Origin of the sequence: Acidocella sp. MX-AZ03, from assembly GCF_027626035.1 — a bacterium.
Taxonomy (GTDB): Bacteria; Pseudomonadota; Alphaproteobacteria; order Acetobacterales; family Acetobacteraceae; genus Acidocella; species Acidocella facilis.
On the sequence record NZ_CP110774.1, the window covers coordinates 992,088 to 1,011,425 of the forward strand.

General features: G+C 64.7%; 17 protein-coding genes and 6 pseudogenes. 2 read left to right on the top strand and 21 right to left on the bottom strand.

Annotated elements, in window-relative coordinates:
* Positions 1-77: 77 nt before the first annotated feature.
* From GT370_RS05525 to GT370_RS05590, 14 genes and pseudogenes are all read right to left on the bottom strand, one after another.
* On the bottom strand, positions 78-644 hold the full coding sequence (locus GT370_RS05525) for a hypothetical protein (RefSeq protein ID WP_008492780.1): 567 nt from the start codon (positions 642-644) through the stop codon (positions 78-80).
* The gene (dapE, locus tag GT370_RS05530; RefSeq protein WP_008492779.1) at positions 641-1,738 is read right to left on the bottom strand and encodes a succinyl-diaminopimelate desuccinylase; all 1,098 of its coding nucleotides are present in this window, start codon (positions 1,736-1,738) and stop codon (positions 641-643) included. The genes GT370_RS05525 and dapE overlap by 4 nt, the downstream gene beginning before the upstream one ends.
* Entirely contained in the window at positions 1,735-2,559 is an 825-nt protein-coding gene (dapD, locus tag GT370_RS05535) for a 2,3,4,5-tetrahydropyridine-2,6-dicarboxylate N-succinyltransferase (protein WP_008492778.1), read from the bottom strand. Before dapD ends, dapE begins: the two co-directional genes overlap by 4 nt.
* A 72-nt stretch (positions 2,560-2,631) precedes the next feature.
* Positions 2,632-3,900, bottom strand: a complete 1,269-nt coding sequence (gene serS, locus GT370_RS05540; protein WP_008492777.1) for a serine--tRNA ligase — start codon at positions 3,898-3,900, stop codon at positions 2,632-2,634.
* Positions 3,893-4,710: pseudogene (gene tatC, locus GT370_RS05545) on the bottom strand (twin-arginine translocase subunit TatC). The gene serS and the pseudogene tatC overlap by 8 nt, the downstream one beginning before the upstream one ends.
* The gene (gene tatB / locus GT370_RS05550; protein ID WP_270184020.1) at positions 4,707-5,153 is read right to left on the bottom strand and encodes a Sec-independent protein translocase protein TatB; all 447 of its coding nucleotides are present in this window, start codon (positions 5,151-5,153) and stop codon (positions 4,707-4,709) included. Before tatB ends, tatC begins: the two are co-directional and overlap by 4 nt.
* 23 nt (positions 5,154-5,176) lie before the next feature.
* A complete protein-coding gene (locus GT370_RS05555) occupies positions 5,177-5,848 on the bottom strand; it encodes a gamma-glutamylcyclotransferase (RefSeq protein ID WP_008492773.1) in 672 nt (223 codons plus the stop codon).
* A pseudogene (scpB, locus tag GT370_RS05560) lies at positions 5,845-6,464 on the bottom strand (SMC-Scp complex subunit ScpB). The gene GT370_RS05555 and the pseudogene scpB overlap by 4 nt, the downstream one beginning before the upstream one ends.
* Positions 6,457-7,214 (bottom strand): annotated as a pseudogene (locus GT370_RS05565) (segregation and condensation protein A). The pseudogenes scpB and GT370_RS05565 overlap by 8 nt, the downstream one beginning before the upstream one ends.
* Positions 7,195-7,899, bottom strand: coding sequence for a site-2 protease family protein (locus GT370_RS05570; protein ID WP_008492770.1), 705 nt, complete (start codon positions 7,897-7,899; stop codon positions 7,195-7,197). Before GT370_RS05570 ends, GT370_RS05565 begins: the two are co-directional and overlap by 20 nt.
* Entirely contained in the window at positions 7,900-8,751 is an 852-nt protein-coding gene (gene nagZ / locus GT370_RS05575; protein ID WP_051060171.1) for a beta-N-acetylhexosaminidase, read from the bottom strand.
* Positions 8,705-9,520: an SPOR domain-containing protein gene (locus tag GT370_RS05580; protein ID WP_270184021.1), complete on the bottom strand. Its 816-nt coding sequence runs from the start codon at positions 9,518-9,520 to the stop codon at positions 8,705-8,707. Before GT370_RS05580 ends, nagZ begins: the two co-directional genes overlap by 47 nt.
* Positions 9,521-9,524: 4 nt before the next feature.
* Positions 9,525-11,256 (bottom strand): annotated as a pseudogene (gene argS / locus GT370_RS05585) (arginine--tRNA ligase).
* A gap of 8 nt (positions 11,257-11,264) precedes the next feature.
* Positions 11,265-12,386 (bottom strand): deoxyguanosinetriphosphate triphosphohydrolase, encoded by a 1,122-nt coding sequence (locus GT370_RS05590; RefSeq protein ID WP_270184022.1) that lies wholly within the window; start codon positions 12,384-12,386, stop codon positions 11,265-11,267.
* An 81-nt stretch (positions 12,387-12,467) separates the two neighbouring features.
* Between GT370_RS05590 and erpA the strand changes: the two genes are divergently transcribed.
* Both erpA and xth read left to right on the top strand, forming a co-directional pair.
* Positions 12,468-12,809, top strand: a complete 342-nt coding sequence (gene erpA / locus GT370_RS05595) for an iron-sulfur cluster insertion protein ErpA (protein ID WP_008492765.1) — start codon at positions 12,468-12,470, stop codon at positions 12,807-12,809.
* Positions 12,810-12,818: 9 nt separating this feature from the next.
* Positions 12,819-13,594: pseudogene (xth, locus tag GT370_RS05600) on the top strand (exodeoxyribonuclease III).
* Between the two features lie 49 nt (positions 13,595-13,643).
* Here xth and GT370_RS05605 read toward each other — a convergent pair.
* The 7 genes and pseudogenes from GT370_RS05605 to sufB all read right to left on the bottom strand — a co-directional run bounded on the left by GT370_RS05605 (position 13,644) and on the right by sufB (position 19,338).
* Complete coding sequence (locus tag GT370_RS05605; protein WP_008492762.1) at positions 13,644-14,012, bottom strand: HesB/IscA family protein; 369 nt, start codon at positions 14,010-14,012, stop codon at positions 13,644-13,646.
* Between the two features lie 9 nt (positions 14,013-14,021).
* The gene (locus GT370_RS05610; RefSeq protein ID WP_039884706.1) at positions 14,022-14,399 is read right to left on the bottom strand and encodes an SUF system Fe-S cluster assembly protein; all 378 of its coding nucleotides are present in this window, start codon (positions 14,397-14,399) and stop codon (positions 14,022-14,024) included.
* A complete protein-coding gene (locus GT370_RS05615; RefSeq protein ID WP_270184023.1) occupies positions 14,392-14,712 on the bottom strand; it encodes a hypothetical protein in 321 nt (106 codons plus the stop codon). The genes GT370_RS05610 and GT370_RS05615 overlap by 8 nt, the downstream gene beginning before the upstream one ends.
* Positions 14,713-14,812: 100 nt before the next feature.
* Complete coding sequence (locus GT370_RS05620; protein WP_008492758.1) at positions 14,813-16,051, bottom strand: cysteine desulfurase; 1,239 nt, start codon at positions 16,049-16,051, stop codon at positions 14,813-14,815.
* Positions 16,048-17,147: pseudogene (gene sufD, locus GT370_RS05630) on the bottom strand (Fe-S cluster assembly protein SufD). Before sufD ends, GT370_RS05620 begins: the two are co-directional and overlap by 4 nt.
* 2 nt (positions 17,148-17,149) lie before the next feature.
* Positions 17,150-17,893 (bottom strand): Fe-S cluster assembly ATPase SufC, encoded by a 744-nt coding sequence (sufC, locus tag GT370_RS05635; RefSeq protein WP_008492756.1) that lies wholly within the window; start codon positions 17,891-17,893, stop codon positions 17,150-17,152.
* Complete coding sequence (gene sufB / locus GT370_RS05640) at positions 17,893-19,338, bottom strand: Fe-S cluster assembly protein SufB (RefSeq protein ID WP_008492755.1); 1,446 nt, start codon at positions 19,336-19,338, stop codon at positions 17,893-17,895. The genes sufC and sufB overlap by 1 nt, the downstream gene beginning before the upstream one ends.

The following is a 19,338-nucleotide window of genomic DNA, read 5'->3' on the forward strand; positions in this document are numbered from 1 at the left end:
TGTGCGTTGCTATAAGGGCTCCGCTCTGCTTTGTCCCCGCGCGAACATTAACGGCAGGATGACAAATCGTAACCCGATCAGGGCAGCGAAGTGATCTCGGTGGAGGCGAGCGGCAGGCCAGTGGCCCAAGGCAGGGCGGCGAAGGCGCCGGTGACGGCAATACTGGCCAGCAGCACCAGCAAGGCGCGCCAGATATTCAGCTGCAGCCCGTTGCGGAACACGAACCAGCGATTCCACAGCAGATAGAGCCCGATCAGCCCCAGCACCGCCATCTCCACCTGGTCCATCTTCAGCCCGAACTGGACCAGGATCGAGCCGATGAAGGCCGCGACCAGGATCGCCGGCAGCACCAGCCAGAAGCACCAGTTCAGCGCCGTGGCGGTGCGCAGCCACAGCTCCCGGCGCCCGAAAAGCCGGGCGAATTCGTAAGTGATCACAGGCAGCGCCAGCACGGTGCAAAGCCGCGAGAGCAGCCCCAGCAGCGCGCTTTTCCAATCGCCCGCGACCAGGCTGAGCAGCGCGCCGACCAGCGGAAACGCGATCAACGGCGCCAGCGAAGCGGCAAATGCGTCCTCGCCGGTGCCGAATTCCTCGATGCCTTTGGCATTGCCGCGCGCCAGCAGCAGCAGACCGCGCATGATCATCCGCAAAACCCTTCGATCAGCGCCGCATACACATCCGCCAGCTGGTCCAGCTCGGCCACCGGCACCGCCTCATCCACCTTATGCATGGTGGTGCCGACCAGCCCGAACTCCGCCACCGGGCAAAACCGCGCGATGAAACGCGCATCCGAGGTGCCGCCGCCGGTATTGCGGTCCGGCGTTACCCCGGTGACGCGCTCGATCGCCCCCACCAGCGCGGCAATCGCCTCGCCCGGCTGGGTGAGAAAGGATTCGCCGGAAATCTTCACCTGCAACATCGCCCCCGGCGCGTGGCGGGCCAGCACATCCTTCAACCAGGCGGTGAGCGAGGCGCCGGAATGCAGATCATTGAAGCGGATATTCAGCTTCGCCACCGCCGCGCCGGGAATCACGTTGGGGGCGGGATTGCCGACATCGACCGAGGTGATCTGCAGCGTCGAAGCTTCGAAAAATTCCGACCCCTCATCCAGCCTGTGCGATGCCAGCTCCGCCAGCACCGGGATCAGCTTATGCACGGCATTATCGGCCAGATGCGGATAGGCGGCATGGCCCTGGCGGCCCTGCATGGTGATCACCGCATTCAAACTGCCGCGCCGCCCCACCTTCACCACATCGCCGAGCACAGCCTTGCTGGTCGGCTCGCCGACCACGCAGAAATCCGGGATTTTCCCGTTCGCCTGCATCCAGTCCAGCACCCGCACGGTGCCATCCACCGCCTCGCCTTCCTCATCCCCGGTGATCAGCAGCGAGACATGCCCCGGCACCCGCGAGGCCGCCGCCACGAACGCGGCGATGCCACCTTTCATGTCCACCGCCCCGCGCCCATAGAGCACGCCGCCCTGCTCCTCCCCATCGAACGGCCCGTGGGACCAGCCCTCGCCGGGCGGCACCACATCCGTATGGCCGGCGAAGCAAAGATGCTTTCCAGGGCCTTTGCGCTCGGCGAAAAAATTCTCGATCTCGCCGAAACGCAGCCTCGTCACCTCGAACCCCAGCTTTCGTAGCGCTACGATCAGCACGCCCTGCGCCCCCGCATCGGCGGGGGTCACCGAGGCGCAGCGCAGCAGATCGCGCAGCAGGGCGGGCGCGGAGATCACGCGCGCAGCAGCTCGTTGATCGAGGTCTTGGAACGGGTCTGCGCATCCACGCGCTTGACGATGATCGCCGCCGCCAGGCTGGGCGAGCTGGGCGTCTTGCCCGGCAGGCTGCCCGGCACCACGACGGAGTAAGGCGGCACCTTGCCATACATGATCTCGCCGGTCTCGCGATCGACGATCTTGGTGGAGGCGCCCAGGAACACGCCCATCGAGAGCACCGCGCCCTCACCCACGATCACCCCTTCCGCCACCTCGGAGCGCGCGCCGATGAAGCAATTATCCTCAATGATCACCGGATTCGCCTGCAGCGGCTCCAGCACCCCGCCAATCCCGACACCGCCGGAGATATGGCAGTTCTTGCCGATCTGCGCGCAGGAGCCAACGGTCGACCAGGTGTCGATCATGGTGTTCTCACCGACATAGGCGCCGACATTGGTGAAGCTCGGCATCAGCACCACGCCGGGGGCGATGAAGGCGGAGCGGCGAACCACGGCGCCGGGCACCGCGCGCATGCCGGCGGCGGCAAAGCGCGCCTCATCCCAGCCGGCGAATTTGATCGCCACCTTGTCGAACACCGGCGCATCGCCGACATTGCCCTGCACATAGTTCGGGTACAGGCGGAAGGAGAGCAGCACCGCCTGCTTCAGCCACTGATTGACCACCCAGCCACCCTCGCCCGGCTGCGCCACCCGGGCCTTGCCGGAATCCAGCAGCTCCAGCGCCGCCTCAATCGCATCGCGCACCTCGCCTTTGGTGGCGGGCGAGATGCTGGCCCGGTCGTCCCAGGCGGCTTCGATGGCGGTTTTCAGCGCGGTGCTCATAACTTCATTCCCTAAAAAATACAGAACGGACCAGGCGGCTGCCCGCCGGCCCCATCAATCGGCCAGCCCGCCTCAGGCGGCGATAATCTCCAGCCCGCCCATATAAGGCCGCAGCACGGATGGCACGGTGATCGAGCCATCCTCATTCTGATAATTCTCCATCACCGCGATCAGCGCCCGGCCGACAGCGGTGCCCGAGCCGTTCAGCGTATGCACGAAGTCAGGCCTGCCATCGCCCACCCGGAAGCGCGCATTCATCCGCCGCGCCTGGAAGGCGAGCGTGTTGGAACAGGAAGAGATTTCCCGGTATTTCCCCTGCCCCGGCACCCAGACCTCGAGGTCATAGGTCTTGGCGGCAGAGAAGCCGGTATCCCCGGCGCAGAGCAGCATCCGCCGATAAGGCAGCTCCAGCCGCTCCAGCACGGTTTCGGCGGCGCGGGTCATGCGCTCATGCTCCTCCGCGCTTTGCTCGGGCGTGGTGATGCTTACCAGCTCGACCTTGGTGAACTGATGCTGGCGCAGCATGCCGCGCACATCCCGCCCGGCGGAGCCGGCCTCGGAGCGGAAACAATAAGAAAGCGCGGTCATCCGCAGCGGCAGCTGCGCCGCCGGGGTGATCTCACCAGCGACCAGATTGGTCAGCGGCACCTCGGCGGTTGGAATCAACCAGCGCCCATCGGTGGTGGCGAACAGATCCTCGGCGAATTTCGGCAGCTGGCCGGTGCCGTACATGGTGGCATCGTTCACCAAAAGCGGCACCACCGTCTCGGCATAGCCATGCTCGCTGGTGTGCATATCCAGCATGAACTGGCCCAGAGCGCGTTCCAGCCGGGCGAGCTTACCCTTCAGCACGGTAAAGCGCGCCCCGGCCAGCTTCGCCGCCCCGGCGAAATCCATCATCCCCAGCGCTTCGCCGAGCTCGTGATGCTCCTTCGGCGTGAAGTCGAAATTGCGCGGCGCGCCCCAGGTTTTTTCGACCTTGTTATCCGCCTCGTCCTTGCCCTCGGGCACCGCCGCGTCCAGCAAATTCGGGATCTTGCCCAGCGTGTCGCGCAGCAGCGCATCCAGGCGCGGCCCTTCGGCGTCCAGCTTGGCGATCTCCTCGCGGATGCGCATGCCCTGCGCTTCCAATTCGGCACTATCCGCCTTGGCACGCTTGGCCTCACCGATCTTCTTGGAGACCGCATTGCGCTCGGCCTGCAGCTCCTGCTGGCGGGCCAGGGCGGCGCGGCGCTGCTCGTCCAGCTCCAGGATTTCGCGCGACAGCGGCGCGATGCCCCGGCGCGCGAGGCCCGCGTCAAACCCCTCGGCATCCTCGCGGATCAGCTTGATATCATGCATTCTCTTGGTCTTTTTGCTCAGCGGTGGCGGCCTCTTCGGCCTCGTCCTCATATTTCGGCTCGACGAGCTTCACGAAGAACAGCGAAATCTCGAACAGGAACAGCAGCAACGCCGCCATGATGCACTGGCTGGGCACGTCCGGCGGCGCCATGATGGCGGCGACGATGAAGCAGCCGACATAGGCGTAGCGGCGATAGCGCTTCAGCGTCGCATGGGTGACGATGCCAACCTTGCCCAGCAGCGTGAGCAGCACCGGCAGCTCGAAGCTGAGCCCGAAGGCGAAGAGCAGCTTCATCACGATGTTCAGATAATCCGAGACCTTGGGCAGCAGCGAGATATCCACCCCCTGCCCGCTTTGCTGGAAGGAGAGGAAGAATTTCCAGGCGATCGGGAAGAACACGTAATAGGCCAGCGCGCCGCCGGCGAAGAACAGGATGGGGTGACGATGAGAAAGGGCAGCAAGGCCCGCTTCTCGCGCCGGTACAGCCCGGGTGCGACGAACAGCCAGATCTGCGTCGCCAGGACCGGGAAGGAGATGAAGGCGGCACCGAACACCGCCACCTTCACGTCGGTAAAGAACGCCTCATAAAGCGCGGTATAGACCAGCTCCGGCTTCTGCCCCTGCGCCACCAGCGCGTGCGCCAGCGGGGCGGCCAGGAAGTCGTAAATCTTCGCGGAAAAATGATAGCAGACCAGAAACGCGATCAGGAAAGCGGCGGCCGACCAGATCAGCCGTTTGCGCAGCTCCGCAAGATGCTCGAGCAGCGGCATTTCCTTGTCGTCGATCTGGTCTTCATCGGCGGTTGTCATTTAAAAACCCCAGCGCCTGGTGCCAGGCGGAATGAAAGCGGTGTGGGCGCCTTGCGCGCGGCCTCGGGCGGGATGACGGCAGGGGCATCGGGCGGCGCCTCCTCGACCACGGCCGGCGGTTTGTAGGCGGTGACGGTCTGCGTCTCGACGCTGTCATTCACCTCCTTGGCGGTGGCGCGCAGGCTGCCATCCGGGTCCAAAGCGGTTTCGGCGGCGGTGCGGAAATCGAATCGGCGGAGCTTGTCGATCTCGCCCTTCACGTCCGAGAGATTCGCCTCGCGCATCATCTCGTCCAGATGGCCCTGGAATTCCGAGGCCATGCCGCGCGCCTTCTTGATCAGCCCGGTGACGGTCCTGATCGCGACAGGCAGATCCTTTGGCCCAATGGCAATCAATGCCACCGCCATGATCAGCCCGATTTCACCCCATGACAATCCAAACATCGCGCAGGCTTGCTAGCAGGCCCTCACGCGGATGGCAAAGACGCGGCAATCCGCGCCAGCGCCGCATCCTTCACCCCCAGCGCGCGCAGATGCTCGACGGTGTTTTCGAAATATTCCCGGCAGGTGCCGAGATCCCCCCTTCCGGAGGCGATCAGCGCCGCCGTCTGCTCCACCGAAAGCTCCTTGATATAGCGCGGATGGTCGGGATTGATGACGAAGGTGATCGCCCGCACCGGCTTGCCCCCGGCCTCAAGCCGCACCCAGCGGGCATTATAGGCGCCGCCATACATTTCCCGCTGCCAGAGCAGCCACAGCTCCTGGCGGATTTTCTCAGCCGCGATTCGGAACGCCACCCCCCGGCAGGCCCCGCCGCGGTCGAGCGCCAGCATCACACCCGGCGTCTCCGGCGTGCCGCGCCCGATGAACATGCGCAGGCAGAAACGCCGATGCCAGCCGCGCAGCAGGGCGCAGCTCTTCGCCTCGTAATCGAAGGCCGGATTCCAGATCAGCGAGCCATAGCCGAACACCCAGAGATCTTCGTCCGCCGGATGCGCGGCCAGGATCTCATCGAAAATCTGCTTCATCTCCGCTTCGGTGCGCCAGCGCATGTCCGGATGGGCGGCGGCATATTCGCGCTGGCGGGCACGCAAAGTGCCGTCCATCAGCGTCTCACGGGTGATGCGCAGCGGGCTCATTCGGGTTTCGCGTCTTCCACCCCCGCCGCCTCATCCGGCTGCCCCGCCTCCTGGGGCTGCGCATCGGCCTCGGCTGGCGGCGCGGCAAGGGCCGGTCCGTTCGCATCGATCAGCAGCTCCTCGCGCTTGGGCATCTCGCGCAGATCATTCAGCCCGAACTGGGCGAGGAAATTTGGCGTGGTGCCCCAGAGGGTCGGCCGGCCGGGGGTCTCCTTGCGGCCCTTGGGCGTGATCAGCCCGTTTTCCAGCAGCAGATCCAGCATGGTCTGCGAGAGCGCGGCGCCGCGGATTTCCTCGATCTCGGTGCGGGTGACCGGCTGGTGATAGGCGATGATGGCCAGGCTCTCCATCGCCACGCGCGGCAGCCGGCGGGCAGCTCCACCACCTTGCGCAGCGCCGGGGCAAGGTCCGGTGCGGTGCGCAACTGCCAGCCGCCGCCGACCATGACGATATTCACCCCGCGCGAGGCATAAGCGGTGACCAGATCGCTCATCACCGCATCCACATCCGTATCCACCGGCAGCAGATTGGCCAGCATCCTGGCCGTCACTGGCTGGGTGGCGGCGAAAATCGCCGCTTCGGCCAGGCGCATCGGCAGCGTAAAGGCTTCAGCCATCAGATCCGTCGCTCTCCTTCTTCCGTCGCATCAGAATCGGCCCGAACCGCTCATCCTGTTTCAAGTCTAGCTGCCCATGCTTGGCCATTTCCAGCCCCGCGATGAGGGTTGAGGAGATGGCTGCCCGGCGCGGAATGCCATCCTGCAGCCCCTCGGGAGAAACTGCTCCAGGCTCGCCCAATCGGGCAGCGAGCCCAGCATCCGGCCGACACGCTGCAACGCATCCTGCACCGAGAAATACACCATCGGCCGGGGCCGGTAGCGCTGCTTGGCGCCCGCCCGGCGGCGGGCCGCCAGATAAGCCGAGAGCAGGCTGGTCATGTCCAGCTTCAGGCGCGAGCGGTCCAGCTCGGTGAGGTCTTCCGGCAGGCCGCGCTCGAACACGTCCCAGTTCAGCTGCGGACGTTGCCCCATCCAGGCGGCGGCCACCCGCATCGCCTGCAGCTGCATCAGCCGGGATTGCAAAATCTCGGCGGCGAGCTCCGCATCCTCCGGCTCACCCAGCTGGGGTACCAGCAAACGCGATTTCAGCCAGGTCAGCCAGGCCGCCATCACCAGCCAGTCCGCCGCCAGCTCCAGACGCACCCGCCGCGCCCCTTCGATCACCGCCAGGAATTGCTCGACCAGCTGCAGGATGGAGATTTTCGCCAGATCCACCTTCTGGGTGCGGGCGAGTTCGAGCAGCAGGTCTAGCGGCCCCTCGAACCCCTCCAGCGACAGAACCAGGGTCTCAGTTGTCTCCAAAGCCATTTCCCGTCAGCCCCAGCACCAGCCGCTCGGCGGCCGGCAGCAGAAACCCCATCACGTCACGGAACGGGTCGAAATGCACGCCGAATTGTTGCAGCGTCACCGGCAGCACGAACAAAACCAGCAGCACCGCGGCGATGCCGAGATTTTCCGCCCGCGCCAGCCGCATCGCCAGCGGTAGCGGCAGAATGCCCACCGCGATCCGCCCGCCATCCATGGGCGGCAGCGGGATCAGGTTGAACAGCCCGAGCAGCAGGTTGATTTCGATGAAATAGGCCAGGAAATCCAGCCAGGGGATGGATTGCGCCGCCACCGCCGCATGCATCACCACGCCGCCCCCCAGCGCCAGGATGAAATTCATCACCGGCCCGGCCAGGGCGACGATCGCCATCAGCCGGCGCGGCTCGCGATAGGTGCCGAGATGCAGATTGAAGGGGGTGACCGGCACCGGCTTCGCCCAGCCATAGAGAAAGGCGATATGGCCGAGCGTGGCGAGCTGCCCCACCGCCAGAATCAGCGGCAGGATGAAAGAGCCCATCTTGTCCAGATGTCGAACCGGATTCAGCGTCAACCGCCCGGCCAGTTGCGCGGTCTTGTCGCCCATCCAATAGGCGACCACGCCATGCGCCAGCTCATGCAGGATGATGGCGATGCCCAGCCCGATCAGGATGCTAAGAAAATGCATCATCTATAGCGCCTCCAGCACGGCCCGGTTGCCGGCGAAATCGCCCGGGCAATAAAGCGCGATATCGCACCCCGCCGCCAGCGCCCGGCGCGCCCGCGAGGCCGGGTTCGGATCGCTGGAGAGCGCGCCCATGGCCAGATCATCCGAAACCAGCACGCCCTGGAACCCGATCTCACCGCGAATCAGATCGCGGATCACGATCTCGGACAAGGTGCCCGGATTGAAGCGGTCATATTGCTCATAGACCACATGCGCCGTCATCGCCCAGGGCAGATTCTTGTTGGCGATGAAGGGGATCAGATCATCCCGCGTCAGCTCGGGCACCACCGGCAGCGCCACGTGCGAATCGACCAGAGCCCGCCCATGGCCGGGCAGGTGCTTCATTACCGGCAGAATGCCGGCGGCAACGATGCCGCGCGCGATTGCCCCGCCCAGCCGGCCGACCATCGCGGCATCGCCGGTAATCGCCCGGTCCCCCACAACGTCCGAGGCGCCGGGGATGCGGATATCCAGCACCGGGGCGGCGGTGCAGGTGAAGCCGGCTTCGCGCACCATTTCGCCGAGCGCCTGGCCGTGGGCGTAGGCCTCCGCCTCGGTCTTCAGCGTGCCGGCGGCGGGCAGCTCGGGCCAATGGGGGCTGCGCAGCCGGGCGACGCGCCCGCCCTCCTGGTCCACCATCAGCACCGCGCCCGGTGGCAGAAGGGCTTTCAGTTCCGCCGTGAGGTCAGCCAGCTGCGCCGGATCGGCGATGTTGCGCTTGAACAAAATCGCCCCGCGCGGCGCGTGGTCACGGAACAAAGCCCGTTCCTCACCCGTGAGGGAGAGGCCGGAAATCCCCAGAATCGCTGGTTTCAAAATGCCGCCACGGCACAAGCCGCGCCCTTGGAGGTGAGATTGTCACAGAAGGCTTTCGCCGCCGCGCCGGAGGGAAGCCGCCAATGCGCAGCCGCCAGACGCTCTGCCCGTTGACGATCGCCGGGATGATCTCGGGCGTGCGCCCGGAGAGCAGGTCCGGGAACTGCTTCTGCAGCTTGGTCCAGGTGGCGAGCGCGCCGCTTTCATCCCCTGTGGCCGCAAGCTGCACCGCGCTCATCCCCTCGGCCTGGGCCGCACTGCTGGCGGTGGAGCCGGGGCGCGGCGTCTGCGAGGCGGCGGGGGTGATGTTCTGCGGCTTATCGGTGGTGGCCGGGGTGGCGTTGGCCGGCGCCGGCGCGTCATCCGGGCTTGTCCCCGGTGCGGCCGGCGGGGCGGCCTGCGCCATCTGGGCGGGCGGCTGGTTCAGCCCCGCCGCCTGGTCCAGCGCCGCGATATCCGGCGCCTGGCCAGGGGCGGCCAGACGCGGCGCCTTGTCGCTCATCTCACCGGACATGATGGGAATATTGGCACCCGGCACCACCAGCCCGCCAGGATCGGCCGGGACCACGCGCAAGGGTGTCGCCGGCGGCTCGACCACCGGCGGCGGCCCGAAGGTGTAAGGATGGATGCCGCTCCAGACCCAGGCGACGACGATGACCAGCACCGAAACCCCGCCCGCGGCGATCGCCATGCGCTGGATCGCCGGGTCCAGCCGCTGGCCCTTGGCGCGATGCGGCCGATACAGGAAATCATCGTCGTCTTCCTGCAAATCCTTACCTCATTTCCTCAACCGGCGTGACGCCGAGCACGGCCAGTGCCGAGCGAAGCACGATGGCGGTCGCCGCCACAAGCCCGATCCGCGCTGCGGTCTCCGCAGGCTTGTCCTCCTGCAGGAAGCGCAGGGCGGCGTTATCGCGCCCGGCATTCCACAGCGCATGGAAATCCGAAGCCAGATCATACAGGAAAAACGCCACGCGATGCGGCTCGCGCGCCTCCGCCGCCTGCTCGACCAGACGCGGCCAGGTGAGCAGCCGGCGCAGCAGCGCCATCTCTTCCGGCGCGGTGAGGGTGGAGAAATCCGCCTCGGCGGAAGGCGCGGGGGCGGCGCGCAACACCGAGCGCGCCCGCGCATGCGCGTATTGCACATAGAAAACCGGGTTTTCGCGGGTCTGCGCCACGGCGGCGTTGAGGTCGAACTCCATCTGCGCGTCGGATTTGCGCATCAGCATCAGGAAACGCACCGCATTCGGCCCGACCTCGTCGATCAGATCCCGCAGCTCGACGAAGGTGCCGGCGCGCTTGGACATTTTGACCGGCTCGCCATCCTTCATCACCTTGACGATCTGGCAGAGCACCACATCCAGCCGGCCGCCGGAGAGCGCCTTCACCGCCGCCTGCATGCGCTTCACATAGCCGCCATGGTCGGCGCCCAGCACGTCGATCAGATCGGCCTGGGGCCGCGGATGATCTTGTCGTTATGATAGGCGATGTCGTTGGCGAAATAGGTGTAGCTGCCGTCGGATTTGGAGACGGGACGGTCCACGTCGTCGCCATATTCGGTGGAGCGGAACAGCTCCTGCTCGCGCGGCTCCCAGTCTTCCGGGGTTTTGCCCTTGGGCGGCTCCAGAATGCCGCGATAGATCAGGCCTTTTTCGCGCAGCGCATCCAGCCCGCGCTCCACCCCGCCATTTTCCACCAGCGCGCGCTCGGAGGAGAAGACGTCGTGATGCACGCCCAAGGCGGCCAGATCCTCACGGATCATGCCCATCATGTGCTCGATGGCGAAATCCCGGAACAGATCCAGCCATGCGGCTTCCGGAGTCTCGGCGTACTTGTCGCCGTATTTTTCCGCCAGCGCCTGGCCGATGGGGATGAGATAGGCGCCGCCATATTGCATGCCGCCTTGCACGCTCTCGATATAGGCGGCAGTCGACCGGCCGAGCGCCTCGAGATACCGGACATAGCTGGAGCGGGCCAAAGCCTGCACCTGGGCCCCGGCATCGTTGACGTAATATTCCTTGACCACGTCATGCCCGGCCTTGCGCAGCAGATTGGCCAGCGCATCGCCCACCACCGCCCCCGGCAATGGCCGACATGCAGCGGCCCGGTGGGGTTGGCGGAGACGTATTCAACGTTGATCTTGCCCGGCCGCGCCGCGCCCTGGCCATAGGCTTCCTGGGCGGTGAGGATCACCGGGAGCTGGGCCAGCAGCAAGGCGGGCGAGAGGGTGAGGTTGACGAAGCCCGGCCCCGCCGCCTCAGCCTTTTCGATGCCGTGCTGGCCGGACAGTGCTTCCACCAGCCCGACCGCCAGCTCACGCGGGTTTTTGCCGGCCGGCTTGGCGGCGATCATCGCGGCGTTGGTCGCCATATCGCCATGCGCGGCATCCTTGGTGGGGGTGACCTCCACCCGTGCCAGGATTTCCGGGGCGAGGCCCGGGGCCAGTGTTTCAAGGGCGGCCAGCACCTTGCCGCGCAGCACGGCAAACAGATTTTCGTCTTGCATCTTGTCTCTCAAGCGGGAACCGAGGGATCGGTCAAACGGGAAAATTCGTCCTGGGCGTAGCGGTCGGTCATGCCGGCCACATAATCGCGCACGGCGGCGGCGGCTTGCGGGGTTTCGGGCTTGCCGGCGCGGGCGCGCCAATCATCGGGCAGCAGCTCCGGGCGCTTCAGCAGCAGGCTGCCCAGCGTGCGGGTGACATGGCTGCATTTATAATTCATCCGGTTCAGCTTCCAATGCCGGTACATGCGGGCCATCAGGAAGCGCTTCAGCGCGATATTGGCCTGGCGGATTTCCTCGGAGAAGCCGATCACCGCCCCCGCATGGGCGCGGATATCCGCGCAGGAAGTGGGGGCCAGCGCGGCCAAGCGGCGCCCGCTTTCGGCCAGCGTGTCATGCACCAGGCAATTGATCACCCGGCGGCTCAGCTCGGCGCGGATGCGCTGGGGCTGGTCGGTGAGCTTGCGGGCATCGCGCAGCAGATCGCCGATCACCGGCAGTTCCAGAATATCCTCGAAGGCGAACAGCCCGGCGCGCAGCCCATCATCCAGGTCGTGGGTGTTATAGGCGATATCGTCGGAGAAGGCGGCGATCTGCGCCTCGCCGGAGGTCTGCCGGGCGAGGTCGAGATCATGCGCTTCGTTGAAGGCCGCGATGGTGGGCGGCGGGTTTTTCAGCGGGCCATTATGTTTGGCCAGCCCCTCCAGGCTCTCCCAGGTCAGGTTCAGCCCGTCAAAGGCCGCGTAGCGCTGCTCAAGCTGGGTGACGACACGGAAGCTCTGGTCATTATGGTCGAAGCCGCCAAACTCCTTCAGCGCCTCGTCCAGCCCGGTCTCGCCGGCATGGCCGAAGGGCGGATGGCCGAGATCATGCGCCAAAGCCAGGCATTCGGTGAGGTCTTCATCGAAGCGCAAGGCGCGGGCGATGGCGCGGGCGATCTGCGCCACTTCCAGGCTGTGGGTCAGCCGCGTGCGGTAGAAATCCCCCTCGCGGTTGATGAAGACCTGGGTTTTATATTGCAGCTTGCGAAAGGCCGAGCTGTGCACCACGCGGTCGCGGTCGCGCTGGAAGGGGCTGCGCTCGTCCGAGCGCGCCTGGTCATGCACGCGGCCGCGGCTTTCGCCTTCCTGCACGGCATAGGGGCTTTCTCCATAGGCAGGGCTTTAGAACAGCGTGGCCTTACCTCCAAGGGGGCGACACGCTATATAAGCGCCATGAGCGACGTGATTGCCCCTTTCGCCATTTCCGCCGCCGCCGCCGCCCGGGTGGCGGAAATCCTGGCTGACGACCCCAGCGCCCAGGCGCTGCGGGTTGAGGTTCTGGCCGGCGGCTGCTCCGGCCTGCAATATAAATTCGACCTCACCGCCGCCAGCGCGCCGGATGATCTGGTGTTGGAGCGCGACGGCGCGAAAGTGTTGGTGGACCCGGTGAGCCTGGATTTCCTGGCCGGGGCCGAGCTGGATTTCAAGGACAGCCTGATGGGCGCGCATTTCCTGGTGAAGAACCCGAATGCCACCGCCTCCTGCGGCTGCGGCACCTCCTTTTCGGTCGACTGACCCCTCCCCGTGCTGAAAATCACCACCTGGAATGTGAATTCCGTGCGCACGCGCGAGGCGCATGTCGCCTCATTTCTGGAACGCGAACAGCCGGATTTCCTGCTGCTGCAGGAGATCAAATGCGAGGCGCACCAGTTCCCCGGCATGGCCTTCTCTGCCCTTGGCTATGAGGCGGAGATTGTCGGCCAGAAATCCTATAATGGTGTCGCCATCCTGCATAAGGGGGGGTGGAGGTGACGCATCGCCGCCTGCCCGGCATGGGCGAGGCGGATGCGCATTCACGCTTTGTCGAAGTGAAGGCGGCGGGCATGCGCATTGGCGGGCTGTATCTGCCCAATGGCAATTCCGGCGGCGAGGCGGGCTACCAGTATAAGCTGCACTGGATGGCGGCACTGCGCGAACATGCAACGGCGCTGATGGCGGCGGATGAGGATTTCATCCTGGCCGGGGATTATAATGTCTGCCCGACCGACGCGGATTTCGCGCCGCGCGCCCTGCCGGCGAATGATGCGCTGATCCGCCCGGAAACCCGGGCCGCCTTCCATGCGCTGCTGCATACCGGGCTGACCGAGGCGGTGCGGGCCCTGCATCCCAAGGACACGCTTTATACGTTTTGGGATTATCAGGGCGGGGCGTGGGACCGGAATATCGGGCTGCGGATCGACCATGCTTTGCTCTCGCCCAGGCTGGCGGAGCGGTTGCAGCATGTGATTATTCACAAGGATGAGCGGGGAAAAACCCAGCCCAGCGACCATGTCCCAGTGTCAGTGATCCTGGAGTCATAAAAGTTTTTGGGGGTGTGGGGCGTTTTTTCAAAAACGCCCCATTTCTTCCTTAAACGTGAAAGCTCTCGCCACAACCGCAGCGGCCTTTCTCGTTCGGGTTCTCAAAGGTGAAGCCGCGCGTCAGCTTGTCTTCCTTATAATCCATCACGGTGCCGATCAGGAACAAGGTGGCCTTGCGGTCCACCAGCACGGTCAGATCCTGGCTCTTCACCACCTCATCGGTGGCGGCGGGTGCTTCCACCCAGTCCATCTCGTAGGACATGCCCGAGCAGCCCTTGGTGCCGACGGAGATGCGCAAAAGCTTGCCCTTCTCGGCGCCATCATAGAGCTTGCGCAGCCGGGAAGCGGCGGCGTCGCTGAGTGACATCAAAGGCGGCAGCTCGCGTTTTTTCGGCGCGGTGGTGTAGGTTACATCCATGGCTTCACCTCAAAACATGTTCAGCATGAGCCGGGCTTCCTCGCTCATGCGGCTCTGGTCCCAGGCCGGGTCCCAGACGGTGTCGACCGTGATATCGCCAACCCCGTCGATCTGCGCGATGGCATCGCGCACCATCTCCGGCAGCTCCTGGGCGGAGGGGCAGCCAGGGGCGGTCAGCGTCATCTCGATTTTCACATTGCCATTATCGGCAATCTCGATGGCGTAAATCAGCCCCAGCTCGTAGATATTCACCGGGATTTCCGGATCATACACGGTACAGATCGCGCCGATCACCGCTTCCTCGGAAACGCGCGGCGGGCTTTCGCCGTCGGGCGTCCAGCTGGTCACCGGCTGCATCCGCTCGGGTTCGTGCTTGTCTTCAGTCATGGTCTCTATCTCCTGCGCCGGGATCTCCGGCGAGGCTGGCTCTGAGGGCGCTCCAGGGGAGGGTCGCGCACCGAAGCCGGGAAGGATATTGCGCAATGCCTGCAAGCGCATTCAGATCTCCCAAATCCGGGTTTTCCTGCCCGGTCCTTACAAGTTGCTCGAAACTCTCTGCCAATATGGCGATCTCGCCGGCATTTTTGCCGGTGGCCGCATCGCACATCAGCTCCGCGCTGGCGGCAAGGATGGCGCAGCCGACCGCCTCATGCCGGTAGGCGGAGCCAACGCGGAAGATGCTGACCTGGTCTCCGCACATGCGGTTCTCTCCCGCCCCATCGCATCGAACGCAGCCGGCCGGCCCGCATGGCGCGGGTGGCGGGCGCGGTCGAGCACGATGGAGTCGTAGAGCGCCTCGTTCATGCGAAAATCTTGCGCACCCGCTCAAGCCCGGTTGCCAGCGCGTCGATCTCCTCGGGCAGCGTGTATAGCCCGAAGCTGGCGCGCGCGGTGCTGGTGACACCCAGCCGGCCCATCAGCGGCTCGGCGCAATGATGCCCGGCGCGCACGGCAATGCCCTGGCGGTCCAGCAGCGTGGCGATGTCATGCGCATGCGCATCCTTCATCACGAAGGAGATCACCCCGCCGCGATCCTGCGCGCTGCCAAGGATACGCAGCCCCTCGATCTGGCTCAGGACGCCGAGCGCATGTTCGGTGAGGTGACGCTCATGCTCGGCAATCGCATCGAACCCGACAGCGCGAACATAATCAATGGCGGCCCCCAGCCCGATGGTCTCGATGATCGCCGGGGTGCCGGCCTCGAAGCGGTGCGGCGGCTTCGCCCAGGTCGATTTCTGGTAGCCGACGCTGGCGATCATGTCGCCACCGCCCATGAAAGGCGGCATCTGCTCCAGAATCTCCGCCTTGGCGTAGAGCACGCCAATGCCGGTGGGGCCGTAGAGCTTATGGCCGGAAAACACGTAGAAATCCGCATCGATGGCGCGGACATCGACAGCGCGATGCACGATCGCCTGCGCGCCATCCAGCATGATTTTCGCCCCGCGCTCATGCGCGAAGGCCGCCAGACGCTCCACCGGCGTGTAGGTGCCCAGCACGTTGGACATATGGGTGAGCGAGAGCAGCTTCACCTTGCCGTCCGCGAACACCTGCTCCAGCGAGTCCCAGTCCAGCTCACCGGACTCGGTGATTTTGACGATGCGCAGCGCGGTGCCGTGGGCATCGCGCAGCATCTGCCAGGGAACGAGATTGGCGTGATGCTCCATCTCGGAGACCGCCACCGCATCGCCGGGCTGCAGCGCGCTGCGTCCCCATGTGTAGGCGACGAGGTTCACACTTTCGGTGGCGTTGCGGGTGAAAACAATCTCATCGCGCGAGCCGGCATTGATCAGCTCCGCCACCTTGTCGCGCACCGCCTCATACGCATCCGAGGCTTTCTCGGACATATAATGCAGGCCGCGATGGACGTTGGCATATTGCGCTTCCATCACGAAGCGCATCGCCTCGATCACCTGTTTCGGCTTCTGTGCGGAGGCGCCGGAATCCAGAAACACGAAAGGCTTGCCATGCACTTTCTGCGAGAGGATGGGGAAATCCTCACGCAGCTTGTGCACATCCAAGGGCTGGGTGGCCAGGCTCATTGCTTGCCCCACCAGCTTTCCAGCGCATCCTCGAAGATCGCCCGGGAGGCGTCATGCGTCACCGGCTCCAGCGCTTCCTCAAGGAAGGCGCGGATCAGGATCTGCCGTGCGTCCGCCTCAGGGATGCCGCGCGAGCGCAGATAGAAGACCTGCTCCTCATCCAGCGCGCCGATGGTGGCACCGTGCGAGCATTTCACGTCATCCGCGAAAATCTGCAGCTCGGGCTTGATGTCCATCTCCGCATCCGGGGAGAGCAGAAGCGCCTGGCTCATCTGATAGCCATCGGTCTTCTGGGCGATCTGGTCCACCTCGATCTTGCCCTGGAAAACACCGCGGGCCTTGCCGGCCAGCACGGATTTCACCGTCTGGCGGAGGGACAGTTGGGCGCCTTGTGGCGGATGATGGTGGTGAAATCGCCATGCTGGGCGCCGCCGAGCAGCTGGGCCGCGTTGAGATGCGCCAGCGCCGTCTCGCCAACCAGATCCGCCTCGATCTCGGTGCGCGACAATTTTGCGCCGAGCGTCAAGGTGAAATGCTCGTAGGCGGCGGCTTGCGCGATGCGCGCGCGGATCGAGGTGATGTTGAACGCCTCAACACTTTCCTGCTGCAGGCGGAAATGCTGCAAGGTCGCCCCTTGCGCGACATCGATGTCGAACAGCGCATTCTGCCAGTACACGCCTTCGCCCTTGTCGATCTCGATGATCGTCAGCTTCGCCCCCTGCCCCAGCGTCACGCGGTGGCGCGGGTGGAAGGCGAAGGGGGTGGCACCCGAAGCCTGCGAGATCAGCAGCACTTCACCGGCATCAACCCCGTCCGGCACCTCGATGTTGATGCCGTCCTTGGCGTTGGCCGCGTTGATCAGCGCCATCGGCTGCGCGCCCTGTTCCTGCACCGGCGCGAATGGCTTCGCGTAGGCAAAGGCGGTGGAGAGCGCCGCGTTCAGCGTGCCGTTGAGAAAGACGAAGCGCGGAAACGGCAGGTCCGGCAGGTCCGGAGCGGCCGCCATGGCCGGCGGGGCACCGAATTCAGTGCTGGAAATCTGGCGCAGATCGGTAAAACGCCAGGCCTCCAGCTTACGGGTGGGAAGGGCGGTCATGCTCAGGCGGCTTCCAGCCCGACATAGCCGCTGGCTTCCAGCTCCTTGGCCAGATCAGCATTGCCCGAACGCACGATCTTCCCGTTCGCCAGCACATGCACCACGTCCGGCACGATATGGTCGAGCAGGCGCTGATAATGGGTGATGACCAGGGCGGAGAATTTTTCGCTGCGCAGCGCGTTCACGCCTTCCGCGACGATCTTCAGCGCATCGATATCCAGCCCGGAATCGGTCTCATCGAGGATCGCCAGGCCCGGCTTCAACAGCGCCATCTGCAGCATCTCATTGCGCTTCTTCTCACCGCCGGAGAAGCCGACATTGACGTTGCGCTTGAGGAAATCCTCTTTCATCGCCAACTGCTTCACCGCGGCGCGGGCCTGCTTCAGGAAGGCCACCGCATCCAGCTCTTCCTCACCGCGGCTGCGGCGGATGGCGTTCAGCGCGGTGCGCAGGAAGTTGGCATTGCCCACACCCGGCAGCTCCACCGGATATTGGAACGCCAGGAACAGCCCGGCAGCGGCGCGCTCTTCGGGCTCCATCTCCAGGATGTTCTGGCCGTTATAAATCGCCTCACCTTCCGTCACCTCATAGCCGTCGCGGCCGGAGAGCACGTAGGAGAGCGTGGATTTGCCGGCACCGTTCGGGCCCATGATGGCATGGATCTCGCCATCGGGGATGGTGAGCGTCACGCCCTTGAGGATTTCCGCATCGCCGATCCGCGCATGCAAATTCTTGATCTCGAGCATCAGCCCACCGAACCTTCCAGAGAAACAGCTAGTAGTTTTTGTGCCTCAACGGCGAATTCCATCGGCAATTCCTTCAGCACATCCTTGCAGAAGCCATTGACGATCAGCCCCACCGCATCCTCTTCCGAGAGTCCGCGCGAGCGGCAATAAAAGAGCTGGTCCTCGGCGATCTTGGAGGTGGTCGCTTCATGCTCCACCTTGGCCGAGGCATTGCGGTTTTCGATATAGGGCACCGTATGCGCGCCGCACTGATCGCCGATCAGCAAGCTATCGCACTGGGTGAAGTTGCGCGCACCGGAGGCGCCGGGCAGAATTTTCACCTGGCCGCGATAGGTGTTGTTGGATTTCCCGGCGGAAATGCCCTTGGAGATGATCGTGCTGCTGGTGTTCTTGCCGATATGGATCATCTTGGTGCCGGTATCGGCCTGCTGATGCCCGTTGGTGACGGCAACCGAATAGAACTCACCCACCGAGCCCTCGCCCTGCAGGATGCAGGATGGATATTTCCAGGTGATCGCCGAGCCGGTTTCCACCTGGGTCCAGGAGATTTTGGAATTCTTTCCCCGGCAGGCGCCGCGCTTGGTCACGAAGTTGTAGATCCCGCCCTTGCCGTCGGCATCGCCAGGATACCAGTTCTGCACGGTGGAATATTTGATCTTGGCGTCATCCATCGCCACCAGCTCAACCACGGCGGCGTGCAGCTGGTTTTCGTCGCGCATCGGCGCGGTGCAACCTTCGAGGTAGGAGACGGAGGCACCATCCTCGGCGATGATCAGCGTACGCTCGAACTGCCCGGTATTGCGGGCATTGATGCGGAAATAGGTGGAAAGCTCCATCGGGCATTTCACCCCCTTGGGGATGAAGACGAAGCTGCCATCGGAGAACACGGCGGAGTTCAGCGCGGCGAAGTAATTATCACCCGCCGGCACCACGGAGCCGAGATATTTGCGCACCAGCTCGGGATGCTCGCGCACCGCCTCGGAAATCGGGCAGAAGATCACCCCGGCCTTGGCCAGCGTGTCACGGAAGGTGGTGGCAACGGAGACGCTGTCGAACACCGCATCCACGGCGACACCCGCCAGGGCGGCGCGCTCATTCAGCGGGATGCCCAGCTTCTCATAGGTGCGCAGCAGCTCCGGATCGACCTCATCGAGGGATTTCGGCGCGGCTTTGGCCGGGGCGGCGTAATAATAGAGATCCTGATACGCGATCGGCGCGTGATGGATGCGCGCCCAGCTCGGCTCTTCCATCTTCAGCCAGGCCTCATAGGCCTTCAGCCGCCATTCCAGCAGCCAGGCGGGCTCGCCTTTCTTGGCGGAAATCATCCTTACGATATCGGGAGAGAGCCCTTTCGGGAATTCCTCCATCTCGATCTCGGTGGTGAACCCGTATTTATATTTTTGCGCCGCCAGGTCCTGGATGACGGCATCGGTCGTGCTGGACAT